The sequence below is a fragment of the Streptomyces viridifaciens genome (genome assembly GCF_001888885.2).
Classification (GTDB): Bacteria; Actinomycetota; Actinomycetes; order Streptomycetales; family Streptomycetaceae; genus Kitasatospora; species Kitasatospora aureofaciens.
In genome coordinates this window covers 6,058,359-6,074,039 of record NZ_CP090841.1, presented here as the reverse complement: position 1 = coordinate 6,074,039, position 15,681 = coordinate 6,058,359, and the positions used below count along the sequence as shown (strand labels likewise).

Here is a 15,681-nt window from a genome sequence, read left to right as displayed (position 1 = left end):
CCGTCCGGTCAGATCCGACGCGCGGAGGCGAACCGGACGAACGCCGCCCAATCAGCCGGCTCGATGCGCAGGACCGGCCCCTCCGGGTCCTTCGAGTCACGGACGTGAACGACAGCTTCTGTCAGCGCCACTTCCACACACTGACCGCCTTCCTCGCTGCTGTAGCTGCTCTTGACCCACGTCATAAGCGATTGATCAGTCTTCATGGCTCTCCCAGCAACCTCTCGACGAACTCCAGGGACTCGTGAGGCGTGAGCGCCTGAGCGCGGAGGATTCCGTACTTGACCTCCAACCCACGGACCTTGTCTCGCTCCGTGTGTACATGGCTCACGTTCTGCACCTCGACGTAGGCGATCCTGCGCCCATCCTTCGTCTCGATCAAGGTGAACGGCCCTGCGAGCCCGGCATTCTGCTGCCGGTGCAGCGGCATGACCTGAATCTCCACGTTCCGCTGTTGGCCAATCAGCAGAATCTGCTCCAGTTGGCCACGCTGTGCATCGCTGCCACCGATGGGTCTCCGGAGCACCGACTCATCGATGACGAAGCTCATCGTGGGAGCAGGCCGCTTGGCGAAGAGGCTCTGGCGTGCCAGGCGGGCGCTCACTCGCTGTTCGATGAGGTCATCATCCAACGGTGGTCGCATCATCGAGAAGACGGCACGCGCATATTCGTCGGTCTGCAGCAGACCGTTGACCACCAAGGCGTCGTAGGCATGCAACTCCACCGCCTCCGCCTCCAGCTTGGCGGCGTCCCGGAAGAACGCGGGGTACCGGGCGCGCGCGACCTCGTCCTTCATCGCGATCAGCACGCCGCCCGCGTCCAGTTCGTGATCCGCTCTGTCGATCAGCTCCGGCCGGGGAATTCGCCGCCCAAGCTCCACCGAGGCGATCAGGTCTTCTCCGTACCCCAGTCGTGCGCCCAACTGGGCCCGGGACAGCCCCGCCCGCTCCCGCAGGAGCTTCAACTGCCGCCCGAAGGCACGCAGGAGGCCTGCCCCGTCGTCCTGTTCCGCCACATCGACCACCTTCGGCCCGCCACACCCACCCGGGGACACCCGTACACGATCAGCTAGCGGAACGATACGGAAGGCAACCATCCCGAGTGTCCGGAATCCAGCGAATTCACCCGCGCTACGCCGCCGCTGCAACCATCGCGCCACGCAACAGGCTGCGTGCGCGTTCCACGCCTCGACGATTGCGTTCGACGGCGGCTGTGTCAGGCGCGCCCTCAAGAGATGCAACTCCCGTGCAGCGTCGGCAGACCACGCCGCCCCCCGCCACCGGATCCGCGCAACTCGCGCACTCCCGCAGGCGACCGGCGGCTGCACCAGGCCCGGCGACGGCCTCCGGCATCCGCCGCTCCAGACGTGCCCGTAGGAAGCCTGCCGGGGCCAGCACATGCGAGGGCAGGCCTTCCAACAGTGCTTCGCGCAGCCGCCCCACGTCCGGATCCCGGGCAAGCCAGTCCGCCACCAGCGGTGCGAGATCCAGGACTTCGGCCGCCCCCAGCCGCAGGCGACGGTCCCGGGCCGTCAACCGCCCGAGCAATCCGGCCGCCTCCCTGTCCGTCTCCACGCGGGAGGAGGTCTTTCGCTCGTTCTTCTCCCCCTTGGGGGAAGTGCCGGCCTCCCGGCCCTCCCCCTCACCGAGTGCCGGGTTTCGGACCGAACCGCGCCAGGCCGCCTCAATCTCGTCCGGCTCCGTCAGCGGCACGCTGCTGACGAGGACGCGGGTCGTCCACGTCCCCTTCGTCGGGTGCTGGGATCGCCGGACGTGCAGGTAGCCCTCCTCGATCAGCTGGGCCCGCGCACGGGCGACCGCCGTGCGCCCTTCGGGCATCCGCTTGCCGATGGTGAGGATGGTGTCCCGGCTGCCGGGCGGCAGCGAGAGCGCCCACAACAGCAGCGTCTTCGCCGTGGCCCGCAGACGCGGGTGGCGGACGATCTCGTGTGACGCCCGTACGTAGCGTGCGGGCGCGATAAAGTGCACGTGCATGAGGAGGCCTTACTCCTTGTGCCTGACCCCGGGGTGTTGGCGCACCGCCGGGGTCGACTATTGATCTGTAGCCGGACGGTAGCACGCGGTGACCACTCCCCGCCTCCGAATCCGCGAAGCGCCCGCCTCAGCCCCCTGCACCACAGACGGCACCGGACTCCGCCGGTACCAGCCGCACCTGGCGCGCCGTCAGCTTGAGAGGCTCGCCCGCCGCCCGGTCCCAGAGCACGGCCATGCCCTGCGCGACGCCGAAGGAGAGGTACGGCCGCTTGGGGTCGAACCGGGGGCCCTCTCCCGAGAGCCGCTCCACCGGCTCAGCCGGTTCGACGCAGACCCACTTGGGCTCGACACCGAAGTAGGACGGAGCCTCCTCACCACGCGCCGCAGCGGCAATCGTGCGCTCGGCCGCGCGCCCCGCCGAGTGCAGCGCCAAGGTTGCGACACCGGCCAGGATCGCGATCAGCAGCAGGGCATAGATCGCCACGTTGAACCCCTCTCCCGTGCCCGCATAGCTGTGATGCCGGTGCCTGGCGAAGCCCCACCAGGCGGGGAGCACCAGCGCCAAGCTCAGGAAGGTCAGCAGTTTGACCGCCGAGACGACCTGCCAGATCGGTGGCACGTCCAGGTCCCCGGGGCTGAGCGACAGCCTGTCGGCGTACAAGGAGTGCAGCACCGAACCCGACGCCAGAAGCGTGGCACCGGCCAGCGACGCGACCAGCGGTACCACCCATGCCGCCCACTCCGCCCAGCTCCACTGCCGCATCAGGAGCCACAGCCCCGCGACCACCGCCACGATGCCTGTGGACACGAGCACCGGCTGCCCGCTCCAGCTCTGGTCCGCCGACTGCAAGGGGCCGAGCCCCAGCAGCAGCATCGCCCCGGCCGCAGCCGCAGCCATGCCGGCCCCGGCCGCCCGGCCCTCCCGGAACAGACGTGCCCCGGAGAGCACCGCGGCGACACCGGCCAGCGCTGCGAGCACGACCCAGAAGCCCCGAACGCCTCCGGTGGCCCCGGCCGCGAACACCGCGGCCATACCTACTGCCATGCTCCAGCCGATCACCCGGTCCTTGCGTCGTTCCGTCTCCTCCTCCGGCCAGTAGCGCACGGTGCCGCGCCACCGCCCGTCGAGCGGTCGAACCGAAACGGCGGTGGATGCAACGCCCCCTCCCGAGGTCGAGGGCATGCGCGCGAGGCCCGGCGCCTCCCCCCGCGTTCCGATGACGCGCACCCGGATGTCATGACGGCCCAGGCGGGACGCGAACCGCCGCACAGCGTGGCGCAGTCGGGGGAATCGGGTGATCGACGGCGAGGACGCGTCGTACGCCTGCCATTCGGTCAGCATCTCGCGGTCCCGTACCAACGGCTCGGCCCGGCGCACATAGGTTTCCAGGCGCGCCCTCCGCAGCGCCTTCTGCGCTCTCCGGCTCGCCCCCCGCTCGCAGTTGTGGAGAGCGCCCGGCAGCCGCACCTCCACCTCGTACACGCGCGAGGACGGATCTGGATCCAGTACCCCCTGCAATGGCCCTTCCCCGCACACATGATGGCCGATCACCGGCCAGCCGTGCCCTTCGAAGACCTGCTCGGCCTCCGCCCAGTCCCGCGCACCACCGCGCACCTCGATCAGCGTCAGAACCCGCTGGTCGTACACCTTCGTTCCCATGCCGGCGGCCTACCCGCAAGGATCTTCTCGACACCCGTGTACACCGCCGCCCAACCGCCGTACACGGCTCGGCCGTACGCGCGTCGCCGCTGGTCACGGCCTCTCCGGGCCCGGCACGCTCCTGCCCATGACATCCCTGCGCAACCCGAACACTCCTGAAGCGATCGCTCCCCTCCGGGAGTTCGCCATGCGGTTCAGCTCCACCCCGCGCGGCGCCCGGCTCGCGCGCCGGCTCGTCTGCCACCGCCTCGACGAGTGGGGGTACGGCTACGACTCCCCGCTCAACGAGACCCTGACGCTGATCACCGCCGAGCTCGCCTCCAACGCCGTCCGCCACGGCCGCGTCCCCGGCCGGGACTTCGCCGTCCGGCTCGCCGAGTACCCCGACGCCCTGCGCATCGAGGTGTCCGACACCCGCACCGAACGGATGCCGCCGGCCGCCCTCCCCCGCCCTGCGGCCGATGCGGCGTCCGGCCGCGGCCTGCTCCTGGTCGCCGCCCTGGCCGACGGCTGGGGCACCTCCCCACACTCGGCGGCCCCGGGCAAGACCGTCTGGGCGGAGTGCCGCCCTCGGTGACGCTTCCTGCGGACCAGTCGGATTGCCTCGTGACGGACCGCACGCTCCCGCAAGGCCAAGGCACCGTCGATGAGTCCTTCCACCCTCCCGACCCAACCAACCAGTAAGATGACCGTACGTACGCCGGTCGTCACGGGCGTATCAGGGGGTAGGGGGACACATGAACGACATCCACATCCGTACGGACGTACTACGGCAGTCCGCAGCCGGCCTCCAGGCGGCCGCCGCGGCCGTCGGACCCGCCGGGCACTGGCTCGACACCAGCTTCACCGCTGCGGCCACCATGACCGCCTGGGAGTCCGGACCGGCGCTCAAGGACTGCGCGACCGCGTGGCAGACCCACATGAAGTCGGCGCTCGACCAGCTCCACGTCTATGCGGAACAGCTACGCAACTCGGCGCACTCGTACGACAAGGCCGAACAGGAGGCCGCCCGTCGCCTCGCCGCTGCCGTCACCGATCTCCAGGGGACCGGGCAGTGAGCATGAACATCGCGGCACTGCGGGCCGCCCGCAGCATCGATGTGGACGCCGCCGCCAACTCCTGGCTCGTTCTCTCCAAGCAGGCCTGGCAGGCCGTCAACGACATCCATGCGAACGGAGTCGACCCGCTCAAGGAGAACTGGAAGGACCGCGTCGGCGAGGCCGCCGGCCGCAAACTCGAGGAGCACGCCCGGATCCTGGAGGCCGGCGCGGACATCATGCGCGGCGTCGTCATGGTCCTCGACGCCCTCAGCGCCACGATCACCCGGGCGAAGCTGACCATGAACTCGGCCCTCGACCTGGCCAAGCAGTACGGCCTGACCGTCGACGAGACCACCGGCACGGTCCGCTCCGCCTCCGGTGGCGCGGACGCCTCCACGGACAACGCGGTCCAGGAGATCAACGCGATGCTCCAGGAAGCCCTGCGCGAAGCGGCCCAGGCGGACAAGCTGGCAGCGGCGGAGCTCCGCAAGCTCGCTGCCGCCACCTGCGAGACCGACCCGCGCAAGGCGCTCGACGCCCTCCAGCGCGAGGCCTCCCAGACCGAACTGGCCATGTACACCGGCGGCATCCCCAGCGGTGAGGATCCGCGCCTGGTCGCCGACTGGTGGAAGGCTCTGACCGACAACCAGCGCAAGCAGCTGATGCTCTCCGACCCGGTCACCTTGGCCAACCTGCCCGGCATCCCCGACGACGTGAAGGTCGGCCTCCGCGGAGGCCCCAACGCCAAGTACGACCGCGTCAAGACGGTGCAGTGGGCACTGGACCACTGGGACGACACGAGCATCGACGTCTTCGGGGACAACTGCACCAACTTCGCCTCGGAGGCGCTGCGCCAAGGTGGCCTCCGTGCCAAGGGGGACGGGCTCTGGGGCTGGCGGGGAGACGACACCTGGGGGCGCAGCGAGGACGCCGGCGGTGACTGGCTGTCCCAGCGCGTCGACTACTCGAAGAGCTGGGCCGGCGCGCAGAACATGCACGACTTCCTGATGCGCCACGGCAGTGAGGAAGTTCCGCCGGATCAGGTCAAACCCGGGGACATCGTCTACTACGAGGAGGACTCCGACCAGGACGACCAGGACAAGAAGGGCGCCGTGCACCACACCGCGGTCGTCACGGCCGTGACGCCGGACGGGGACATCAGGTACACCCAGCACAGCGGCGGCCAGAAGAACGCCAGCGTCGGCGGGCGGATCGACGCCTTCCAGGAACAGCGCGGCCACCAGAAGCTGCACTTCGTCCGCGTCAACCCGGACTGGTACTAGATCGATGTCGGACGAACAGCGCTCCCCCCGCCGTTTCCGGGCCCGCGGCCCACTGCTTCTCGCCTGCGTGAGCTGGCTGTGCACCGTGCCCACGGTCATCGCGGACGGCGACGTCCATGCGCTCGTCAGCCGGTGCCACGACAGTCCCGGTGCCCCGGCCTACGTCCTGCCGCTGGCCTGGGCCGGCCTGGCGTTGGGAGTCGGCGCGCTCTGCTGGGGTGGTTGGCAGGTCTTCACTGCCGTGCGGCGGAAAGCACTGCGGCTCACCCTCGGGCACGGCCTGCTCTGCGTCCTCCTCCCGGCGGCGGCCATCGGCCTCCCGTTCCAGTACGCCCTTGCGCAGACCGCCGCCCACGACACCGGCCCGCAACGGAGCAGCTGCTTCGGGAGCGGTCCACTGACCGTCACGCTCTCCGACGAACCGCTCCGGCCGGTGGTCACGCTTGGGCAACCGGCTGGTGGGAACGGGCTCCGATAGGTCGGTGCCGCACTATACGGTGTGATCAAGTGATCCACGCTCCGTGAAAGCGCACGTCGAAGGAGTCCGCCGTGAGGCCAACCCTGGCCGCCGCGCAGCTGCGCGGCAGTCTGACGCAGTACCTCACGACGACGTACGCCCTGGCGGACGAGGACACCCGCGGCGCGCTGGAGCGCTTCCTCGGCCACCCCGAGACCGGGATCTTCCGCGGGCCCTACCTGCGCATCAGGACGCCGTTCCACCTCGCGGACGAGGGCTGGCAGCGGCACCTCGAGTGGCAGCCCGGCTTTCCGCCGTACCGGCACCAGGCCAAGGCGTGGGAGCGGCTGAGCACCCTGCACGGCCCGGCCCGTCCGACGCTGGTGACGACGGGCACCGGCTCGGGGAAGACCGAGTCGTTCCTCGTCCCCGTGCTCGACCACTGCCGGCGGGAGAAGGCCCGCGGTCGGCGCGGGGTCAAGGCCGTGCTGCTGTACCCGATGAACGCCCTGGCGACCGACCAGGCCGGACGCATCGGGGACTACCTGGCGCAGCCGGAGCTGGCGGAGGTCACGGCCGGGCTCTACATCGGCGACCGTCCGGACACCGACTTCCGGCGGGTGATGACGCGTCGTGAGGAGATGCGGGTCTCGCCGCCGGACGTGCTGATCACCAACTACAAGATGCTCGACCTGCTCCTCCAGCGCGGCGAGGACCACGCCCTGTGGGAGGGTGCCGAGATCACCCACGTGGTCCTGGACGAATTCCACACCTACGACGGAGCGCAGGGCACCGATGTCGCGATGCTGCTGCGCCGACTGGCCGCGGTCGTCGGCGCCACCCGCCCGGGCAGCCCGCTCGGGTCGATCTGCCCGGTGGCCACCTCGGCGACTCTCGGCGAAGGCCGCCCCGGTGCGCAGGCCGGCGGGATCCTGGACGTCGCCGCCCAGGTGTTCGGGATGCCCTTCACGCCGGACACCCTGGTCGGCGAAGAACGGATGACCGCCGAGGAGTTCACCGGCGCGGTGGACTACGAGCTTCCCGAACCTCCGACCCCGCAGGAGGTCATCACCGCCTCGGGTGGCCCGGGCGTGGAGTCGAACCCCAAGTTGCTGGACCTGAACGGGCTCGCCACCCGCATGCTGGGGCGCCCCGGGCTGGACGCCTTCCAGATCGGCCGGATGCTCCGGCGCCACGACTTCACCCACGGGGTCCTGACCCTGCTCAACGGCGAGCCGCTCGACGAGTGGGGTCTCCGTGACCGCCTGGCGCGCTTCGGCTACACGTGGGGCCGTACCGCGCGGGAGAACCCGCGGCTCGTGCTGCAGGCGCTCTCCCGCTTCGTCGCCCTGCTGTCCGCCGCACGGGACCCGGACTCCGACGAGCGACGACCACGCCCCCTGCTCCACGTGGAGGCCCACCTGTGGGTCCGGCCGGTGACCAGGGTGCTGCGCGGCCTCGGCGGCGCACCGGAGTTCCGCTGGTACGAGGACGACCGGACGGCCGCCCGCCGGAGTGCGGCCGCGGCCCTGCCGGTGGACAGCGAGGACGGCGAATCCCCGTCCGGCGGCTGGCCGTCGAGCGGATCGCAGCGGCCCGCAGCGCTGCCCGGCTCGGACACCGCCGTCCGCCCGGCCCAGGTGCACCTTCCGGCCGTCTACTGCCGCAACTGCGGGCGTTCAGGGTGGGCCGCGCTCTCCCCGGAAGCCGATCCGCAGCGGTTGGTGATGGCCCACGACAAGATCTGGCGGGCGGGCCTCGGGCGGGATAAGCGGCGCATCCGCTACTTCATCTCCGCCACCCGGGCGGAGAAGCAGGAAGCACTCGCCGCGCTCACCGGCTCCCGGCCTGCGAGCGGCGGGGTCGACCCGCTCTCCGTCGTCGTGCTCGACGGGGCGCAGGGCACCTACCGCATGCCGGTCGCCGCCGACGACGGCGACCTGCTGGACGCCTGGTTCGCCCTGGCCGTCCTGGACAAGAAGACCGCTGACAAGGCGGCCGTGGACGACCGTTGCCCTGCGTGCAACACCGACAACGGCATCCGCTTCCTCGGCACGGCTCTGGCAGCCCTCGCCTCGGCGACCGTCACCCAGCTGTTCACCGGTGGCGACATCGCCCTCGTCCCCGAAGAGCGCAAGACCCTGGTCTTCAACGACTCGACCCAGGACGCGGCCCACCGGGCCGGGTACATCGCCAACGCCTCCTACAAGTTCTCCCTCCGGTCGCTGCTGGCGCACAACCTGGAGGACTCCGGTGCACCGCTTCCGCTGAACGACCTGATCGGGAACGTCCTGGACTCGGTGGACGACCCCGGCACGCTCGTCGCCGTCGTCCCGCCCGACCTGCACGACGAGGCCGGCGTGGACCGGCTGCTGTCCGGACGCGGCACCGGTGACGCCCGCACCTGGAAGCTGATCGGCGAGCGGCTGGCGTTCGCCACCGTCATGGAGTTCGGCCTCCGCTCCAGGCTGGGGCGCACCCTGGAGCTCACCCGCACGGCCGCCGCCGAGGTCGTTCTTGAGGACCCCGAACGCGTCGCCGCTCTCGCCCGTGACCTGCACCTCGCCCTGCCCGGACAGCTGATCGCCGCCGACTCGATGCCGACCTCGGAGCGCTACGTCGCCTACGTGCGCGGCCTGCTGGAACGCCTGCGACAGCGCGGCGGGGTGCGGCACCGCTGGCTGGAGCCGTGGATGAAGGACGCGGGCGTCACCCGGTTCAAGATCTGGGGCGGCCGTCCCGACGGCATGCCGGCCTTCCCCGACGGGATGGCACCGCCCCGGTTCCTGCTCGACGGGCAGAAGGACAAGTCCCACTTCGACACGGTGTCGGGCCGCGGAGGCTGGTACCAGGACTGGACCAGGCGGTGCCTCGGGCTGGACTCCGCCGGTGCCACCGAGTACCTGCACCGCCTGCTTCCCGTGCTCGCCGACGAACAGGTCCTGGCCGTCCGCACGGCACAGGACCGCAGCACGCGTGTCTACGGACTGCAGCCGGGACACATCGAAGTCCGGCTGCTCAGCGACTCGATCGTCAACAAGGCCTTCGTCAGCTGCGATGACTGCGGCTGGCAGCAGGTCGTGCCGCCCGAGCGGCGCACCCGCTGGTACGGGCACCCGTGCCCGCGCTACCGCTGCAAGGGATTCCTGACCCCGCCCCGGTACGGCGCCTCCCGCACCGGTGGCACCACGTCCGGCTTCGGCGGCGTCCAGGAACGCGACTACACCGACGACTACTACCGGCGTCTGTACCTGACCGGCGGCACCTTCCGCGTGGTCACCGCCGAACACACCGGCATGCTCACCCGCCCCGAGCGGGAGCGGGTCGAGCGGGCGTTCCGCTCCGGCACGCACTACACCGACCCCAACGTGCTGTCCTGCACGCCGACACTCGAACTCGGCATCGACATCGGTGACCTGTCCGCCGTCCTGCTCGGCTCCCTGCCCGCCGGGCCGGCGAACTACGTCCAGCGGGCGGGCCGCGCGGGCAGGCAGACCGGCAACGCGCTCGTCGTCGCGTTCGGCGGCCGCAGGGCCCGCGACCTGTACTACCTCGACGATCCGCGCGAGATGATCGCCGGCGACATCGTGCCGCCGGGCTGCTACCTGTCGGCCGTCGAAATCCTCCGCCGCCAGTACACGGCACGGCTGCTCGACCTGGCCGCCGCCGGGAAGCTGACCACGGCCGACGGTGAGCAACTGCCGCCCGTGCCCAGGCTGGTGTCGGCACTGTTCGGCACCACCGGCTGGTGCCAGGACCTGGCCGACGCGGCGCTCACCCACGGAAAGGCCCTGGTGGAGGAGTTCCTGGCACTCTTCCCGCGCGGCACCGGCCGGGACGACGACGCCGGCGTATCCGACCATGCTGCCGACGAGTTGCGGTCCTACGCCACCGGTGGCATCGCCCGCTGCCTACAGGAGGCCGAGGAAGCCTGGGTTCTCCGCCGCGAGGAGCTGAAGCGACGCCTCGCGGCCATCAACACGGCCGTTGACGCCCTGGTACCGACCGACCCGGAACAGGACCGCGAACGGCGGGAACTGCGCGCCGAACTGCGCAGCACCGCCGATCTCCTGGGCACGCTGAACCGGGCGAGCGCCCACGGCACGCTGGTCGAGCTCGGACTCCTGCCGAACTACAGCCTCGCCGACACGACCACCAAGCTCGAAGCCACCCTCTACTGGCGGGAGGACCCGTCCGAGCCGGACGGGTCCACCGCGACCCCGGGGGACTCGGCGAACGGGACTCCCCGGGTCTACCGCAGCGAGGTCCGCAGCTACGACCGCTCCCGTCGGCTCGCCCTCACCGAACTCGCGCCCGGCAGCAGCTTCTACGTCAACGGCTACCGACACGTGGTGCGCGCCCTGGACATCGGCAGCCCCGAGCGACGGGCCTGGTCCGTCTGGCGGCTCTGCCCGTCCTGCGGATTCGTCCGCACCGAGAACGCGCTCACCGACACCGACCCGTGCCCGCGCTGCGGCAGCCGTGCGATCGCGGACGCCGGGTGCGTGCAGTACGTGCTGCAGCCGCGGCAGGTGGTGGCCCGCGACAAGCGGGACGACGCCCGGGTCCGCGACGACAGGGACGAGCGGGAGCGTCGACGCTACTCGGTCCTCACCGCCGTCGACATCGACCCGGACCAGCTCGCCCCCGGTTCGTGGCGCCACGACAAGGCGACCTTCGGGGTGGACTTCGCCCGCCGTGCCGTCGTGCGGACGCTCAACCTGGGCGTCGACCGCCAGGACGGCAGCAGCACCGTACCCGTCGCCGGTGAGGACGTCCGTCTCAACCCGTTCTTCGTCTGCACGAGTTGCGGAGGTGCGACGGCCGACGGCCGTCCCGTCGTCGACGCCCCGGCCGACGCCCTCACCCAGTCCCTGAGCGCTCCCTCCAGGGCCGGCGCCCATCACCTGCTCTGGTGCCCCCGCCGCAGGGCGCAGCAGCCCGCCGGATCCGGCCGGGCCGAGCCGCAGGACGTACCCCTGCTGCTCGCCCACGAGTTGACCACCGAGGCCGTGCGGATCCTGCTGCCCGCGTCCGTGGCGCGTGCGAAGGAGCGCTTGGCGTCCTTCACCGCGGCGCTGTTCGTCGGCATAGCCGCACGCTACGGCGGCGATCCGGACCACATCGACATCGCGCCCGCCTCGATGCCCGACGGCAGTGACTCCGACTGGCCCCAGCGCTTCCTGGTCGTCTACGACCGCCTTCCGGGCGGTACCGGCTACCTGCACCGGCTGGCCTCGGCGGAAGGCTTCAAGGAGGTCCTGCTCAGGGCACGCGACGTCATCGAAAGCTGCCCCTGCCGGGAGAAGGGCCAGGACGGCTGTCACCGCTGCCTACTGCGCCGCGTGCCGGCCACGGACTACGACAAGGTCAGCCGGAGCGAGGTCCGACAGATGCTCGACGACCTGCTCGGTGCGGACGGGGAACGCTGGCAGACGTCGCCGGTCGCGACCACGCGCCACATCTCCCTGGAACAGCAGGCCGAGAGCGATCTCGAGATCATGTTCGTCGACACCCTCAGGGACTGGGCACGGTTGCCCGAGTCACGAGCGAGCGCGGACGCCTACACGACCTCTGCCGGGACGTACTCCCTCGAACTCCGCCTGACCGGCGACGACGGCTCCACCGTGAGCTGGCGGGTCTCCCAGCAAAGGGCTCTGGACGGCACCCGCCCGGACGTCCTCTTCGAACGGCTCGACGCCCCGGGTCCACGCCTCGCGGTCTACCTCGACGGCTACGAGTACCACGCCGGCCCGCGGCACAACCGACTGGCGGACGACGCCGTGAAGCGCGCCCGGCTCCGGGCGGACGGCCTGCGCGTGTTCCAGCTCACCTACTTCGACGTCAAGGACTGGCGTCGCCGCGTCACCGACCACGGCCACGCCGGCGGCGGCCCGACCGCTCCGGTCCGGCGGCTCTACGGGTCGGGCGGTGACGGGGAGGAGAGGGCACGGAAGTACTACGCCAACGTTCGCGGCGGCCTCCCCGGTGAACTCTCCGAGACCGTGTGGATCAACCCGGCGAACCTGCTGCTCGCCTACCTGCGATCGCCGGATGCCACCCGGTGGCAGTGGCGCGCGGAGGCCGCCGCAGCAGGGCTTACCGGAGTCAAGGGGGCCCGCGCCGCAGCTCTGGCGGCCGATGCGGTCGGACCGCAGGTCCGTGCGGCCCTCGACGGCGGAGCACCTGCCGGTCCCCGGGGACCGGTGCAGGTCATCACCGTTCCGGACGGCTCGGGCCTCCGGCTGGTCCTGGTGGCCGACGGACGCCACAAGCCACCGGTCTGGAGCGCCCTCGCCGTCCTCGACGACGGCGCACGTGCGCACGATGACGAGGTGTCGCACAAGCAACGCTGGCGCTCCTGGCTGTTCTGGACCAACCTGCTGCAGTTCCTGGAGCACGGCGGCGGCGACAGCGTCCAGCTCACGACGAGCCTCCTCGGCGGTTTCTCCGTCGAAGTGCTCGCACCGGGCGGCGGCCAGGGATGGCTGGCGGCCACCCGACAGGCAGCCACAAAACAGGCACCGGGTACGGAGGTCGTCCCTGAGGGTCCGATTTCTGCGCCTCCAGCTCCCGTCCCGGCTGCCGAGCCCGATGCGGCATGGACCCGGGTGATCGAGTTCCTCGACCCGGACGAGGCCGGAATCGCCGAGCTCGCACACCTCCTCGCCGAGGCCGGCGCCCCTGCCCCGAAGGACGGCTACGAGCTCGACAGCAACGGCTGGCAGGCCGAACTCGCTTGGCCCGAACAGCGGATCGGCGTCGTCCTCGCCCCGCGCTCGGCTGGCGGAGAGCCGGACTACGAAGCCCAGGACCGCGACAAGGCCTTCCGCGCCGCAGGATGGGACGTCCGCCCCGCCGTGAGCTGGGATTCCCGGGATCTCGTCGAGCGGCTCGGCCCGCAGGGCGGCACCCTCACCGAGCCACAACACCGACGAGACGGAACGACCAACGACGGAGAGTCAGAACGATGAAGACGCCGGGAATCACCCTTCGCCTGCTGGACAAGGCGGACAAGGAGATCCTCAAACTCCCCCGCTCGGTCAAGGGCGCCCTCTACGACTTCCAGCACAAGTTCAAGGCGAACCCACACGCCACCGGCCTCAAACTCCAGCAGCTCAAGGGCGACAGCAGGCTCTGGTCCGCCCGGGTCAACGACGATCACCGTGCCCTGCTGCTACGCCTGGCCGACGACGACTGGCTGATCGTCGCTGTCAAGCACCGCAAGGACGTCTACGAGAACCTCGACCGGCTCGCCTACGGGATCAACCACATCACCGGTGGCATCGAGTACGTCGACCTCCAGGTAGTGGAGGAGAGCATCCTTCGCGGCTTGGCTCCGGCCCGGCCCCCGGCGGTTCCGCACACGGGCGAACCGACCGCGCCCCGGGGACTCTTCGCGGAGTGGTCCGATGAACAGCTGAGCGACCTCGGGGTCGCCGCGCCGCTCCTCCCCGTCATCCGGACGCTCACGACCGAGGACCAGCTCCTCGGTCTCGTCGAATACGCCCCGCAGCTCACTGGTGAAGTGCTGCTGGCCATCATCGACGGCAAGGACTTCGACAGCATCCTCGACCAGGTCACGACGCCGGTCGCGGCTCCCGAACCGGTCGACCCGGAGGACTTCCAGGCCGCCGCCGAACGGCCGGCAACCATGGTCACCACCTCCGACGCGGCCCTGGAGGAGGTCCTCAGGGGCGGCGACTTCGGGCGGTGGAAGGTGTTCCTCCACCCGACCCAGTCCAAGCTGGTGGAACGCACCTACTCCGGGCCCGCCCGGGTGAGCGGCGGCCCTGGAACGGGAAAGACGATCGTCGCCCTCCACCGCGTCAAGCACCTGGTCGACCGGCTTCCTCCGGGCCACACCAAGCCCGTCCTCCTCACCACCTACAACAAGAACCTCGCCGCGGACCTGCGTTCGCGACTGCTCGAACTCGGTGGAGAGGAGCTGCTGGCCAGGGTGGACATCAGCCACGTCGACCAGCTCGCCCTCCGGATCGTCCGGGAGGCCGAGCCCGGCAACTCCAAGCAGACGATCGACGACAACCAGGCCGTGCGGGAGTGGCAGGCGCTGCTGGACGAACTCGGAGAGACCGCGTGGGACGCCGAGTTCCTCCACGACGAGTGGACGCAGGTGATCCTCGGGCAGGTGATCGGATCGCGCGCGGACTACTTCAGGGCCCGCCGGGCCGGTCGGGGCAACATCGGCCGTGTCGAGCGCGCCGAAATCTGGCAGCTCGCCGAGCGGTTCACCCAGCGTTTGGACCGCTCCCGACGACAGACGTGGGACCAGGTGACCGAGCGGGCGGCGCGCCTGGAGGTGGAGCGCGAACAGCGGATCGCCGCGATCGAGGCTCATCGCACCGAGGTCGGCGGTCTGGACAACATCCATCTCCAGGACGGCTCCGCCGGCTGGTTGCGGCACCGATACCAGCACATCGTGGTCGACGAGGCACAGGACCTGCGACCGGCTCACTGGAAGATGCTCCGGGCGATGGTCCCGAGCGGCCAGGACGACATCTTCCTGGTCGGTGACACCCACCAGCGCATCTACCGGAACCAGGTGACCCTCGGAAGTCTGGGAATCCACATCCGAGGGCGCTCGTCGAAGCTCACTCTCAGCTACCGCACCACTCGCCAGATCCTGCGCTCGGCACTGGACGTCCTCACCGGGGAGTCCTTCGACGATCTCAACGGTGGTGAGGAGACCCTGGCCGGTTTCCGGTCCGTCCTCAACGGTGCCGCTCCGCGGCTGCACCCCTACGCCGACTGGAATGCGGAGCGGGTGGGCATCGCCGAGCACATCGCGGCCTGGAGCGCCCGCCCTGACGAACGGATCCCCCTCGAACAGATCGCCGTCTGCGTCCCCACCAACCAAATGGCGGGAGAGGTCGCCTACACCCTGGCGCAACACGGAATTGCCGCTGTGGAGATCGGCCCCGACGGCCCCAGGAACGGCAGCGGTGTCCACATCGGCACGATGTTCAGGTTCAAGGGCCTGGAGTACCAGCGGATGATCATCGCTGGCGTCCGCGACGGGTTGGTGCCGCGCGACAACGTGAACCGCCTCAAGGGGGCGGACCTCGCCAGGTACCGTCGGGAGATGCAGCGTGCCCGCTCGCTGCTCTTCGTCGCGGTGACCCGTGCCAGGGACAGCGTCGACATCTTCTGGCACGGCGAGCCGAGTCCCTTCCTGAAGCCCGTTCTCGCGTCCTGAGCCACCTCACGACGCCGGGCGTCCTCGGCT

At 70.5% G+C, this 15,681-nt stretch carries 10 protein-coding genes; 6 read left to right on the top strand and 4 right to left on the bottom strand.

Features of this window, described 5'->3' with window-relative positions:
* Positions 1-8: 8 nt before the first annotated feature.
* The 4 genes from BOQ63_RS34585 to BOQ63_RS34570 all read right to left on the bottom strand — a co-directional run bounded on the left by BOQ63_RS34585 (position 9) and on the right by BOQ63_RS34570 (position 3,654).
* Positions 9-206, bottom strand: coding sequence for a DUF397 domain-containing protein (locus BOQ63_RS34585; RefSeq protein ID WP_072655540.1), 198 nt, complete (start codon positions 204-206; stop codon positions 9-11).
* Positions 203-1,015 carry a helix-turn-helix domain-containing protein gene (locus tag BOQ63_RS34580; RefSeq protein WP_223886119.1) on the bottom strand — a complete coding sequence of 271 codons (813 nt, stop codon included), beginning with the start codon at positions 1,013-1,015 and terminating at the stop codon, positions 203-205. The genes BOQ63_RS34585 and BOQ63_RS34580 overlap by 4 nt, the downstream gene beginning before the upstream one ends.
* 115 nt (positions 1,016-1,130) lie before the next feature.
* Positions 1,131-1,988 carry a helix-turn-helix domain-containing protein gene (locus tag BOQ63_RS34575; RefSeq protein WP_454131828.1) on the bottom strand — a complete coding sequence of 286 codons (858 nt, stop codon included), beginning with the start codon at positions 1,986-1,988 and terminating at the stop codon, positions 1,131-1,133.
* Between the two features lie 133 nt (positions 1,989-2,121).
* Positions 2,122-3,654, bottom strand: coding sequence for a hypothetical protein (locus BOQ63_RS34570; RefSeq protein WP_072655537.1), 1,533 nt, complete (start codon positions 3,652-3,654; stop codon positions 2,122-2,124).
* Positions 3,655-3,781: 127 nt separating this feature from the next.
* Between BOQ63_RS34570 and BOQ63_RS34565 the strand changes: the two genes are divergently transcribed.
* The 6 genes from BOQ63_RS34565 (at position 3,782) to BOQ63_RS34540 (ending at position 15,651) form a co-directional block, all read left to right on the top strand.
* Entirely contained in the window at positions 3,782-4,231 is a 450-nt protein-coding gene (locus BOQ63_RS34565; RefSeq protein ID WP_072655536.1) for an ATP-binding protein, read from the top strand.
* A 160-nt stretch (positions 4,232-4,391) separates the two neighbouring features.
* Positions 4,392-4,712, top strand: coding sequence for a type VII secretion target (locus BOQ63_RS34560; protein ID WP_072655535.1), 321 nt, complete (start codon positions 4,392-4,394; stop codon positions 4,710-4,712).
* Between the two features lie 2 nt (positions 4,713-4,714).
* Complete coding sequence (locus BOQ63_RS34555; RefSeq protein ID WP_072655534.1) at positions 4,715-5,977, top strand: amidase domain-containing protein; 1,263 nt, start codon at positions 4,715-4,717, stop codon at positions 5,975-5,977.
* Positions 5,978-5,981: 4 nt separating this feature from the next.
* Entirely contained in the window at positions 5,982-6,455 is a 474-nt protein-coding gene (locus BOQ63_RS34550; protein WP_072655533.1) for a hypothetical protein, read from the top strand.
* A gap of 71 nt (positions 6,456-6,526) precedes the next feature.
* Positions 6,527-13,408: a DEAD/DEAH box helicase gene (locus BOQ63_RS34545; protein WP_072655532.1), complete on the top strand. Its 6,882-nt coding sequence runs from the start codon at positions 6,527-6,529 to the stop codon at positions 13,406-13,408.
* Positions 13,405-15,651, top strand: coding sequence for a UvrD-helicase domain-containing protein (locus BOQ63_RS34540; RefSeq protein WP_072655531.1), 2,247 nt, complete (start codon positions 13,405-13,407; stop codon positions 15,649-15,651). The genes BOQ63_RS34545 and BOQ63_RS34540 overlap by 4 nt, the downstream gene beginning before the upstream one ends.
* Positions 15,652-15,681 lie beyond the last annotated feature (30 nt).

Coding starts and splice junctions, on each gene's coding strand:
- BOQ63_RS34570 (WP_072655537.1), bottom strand. CDS start 3,654: ATGGGAACGAAGGTGTACGACCAGCGGGTTCTGACGCTGATCGAGGTG.
- BOQ63_RS34540 (WP_072655531.1), top strand. CDS start 13,405: ATGAAGACGCCGGGAATCACCCTTCGCCTGCTGGACAAGGCGGACAAG.
- BOQ63_RS34565 (WP_072655536.1), top strand. CDS start 3,782: ATGACATCCCTGCGCAACCCGAACACTCCTGAAGCGATCGCTCCCCTC.
- BOQ63_RS34550 (WP_072655533.1), top strand. CDS start 5,982: ATGTCGGACGAACAGCGCTCCCCCCGCCGTTTCCGGGCCCGCGGCCCA.
- BOQ63_RS34560 (WP_072655535.1), top strand. CDS start 4,392: ATGAACGACATCCACATCCGTACGGACGTACTACGGCAGTCCGCAGCC.
- BOQ63_RS34555 (WP_072655534.1), top strand. CDS start 4,715: ATGAACATCGCGGCACTGCGGGCCGCCCGCAGCATCGATGTGGACGCC.
- BOQ63_RS34585 (WP_072655540.1), bottom strand. CDS start 206: ATGAAGACTGATCAATCGCTTATGACGTGGGTCAAGAGCAGCTACAGC.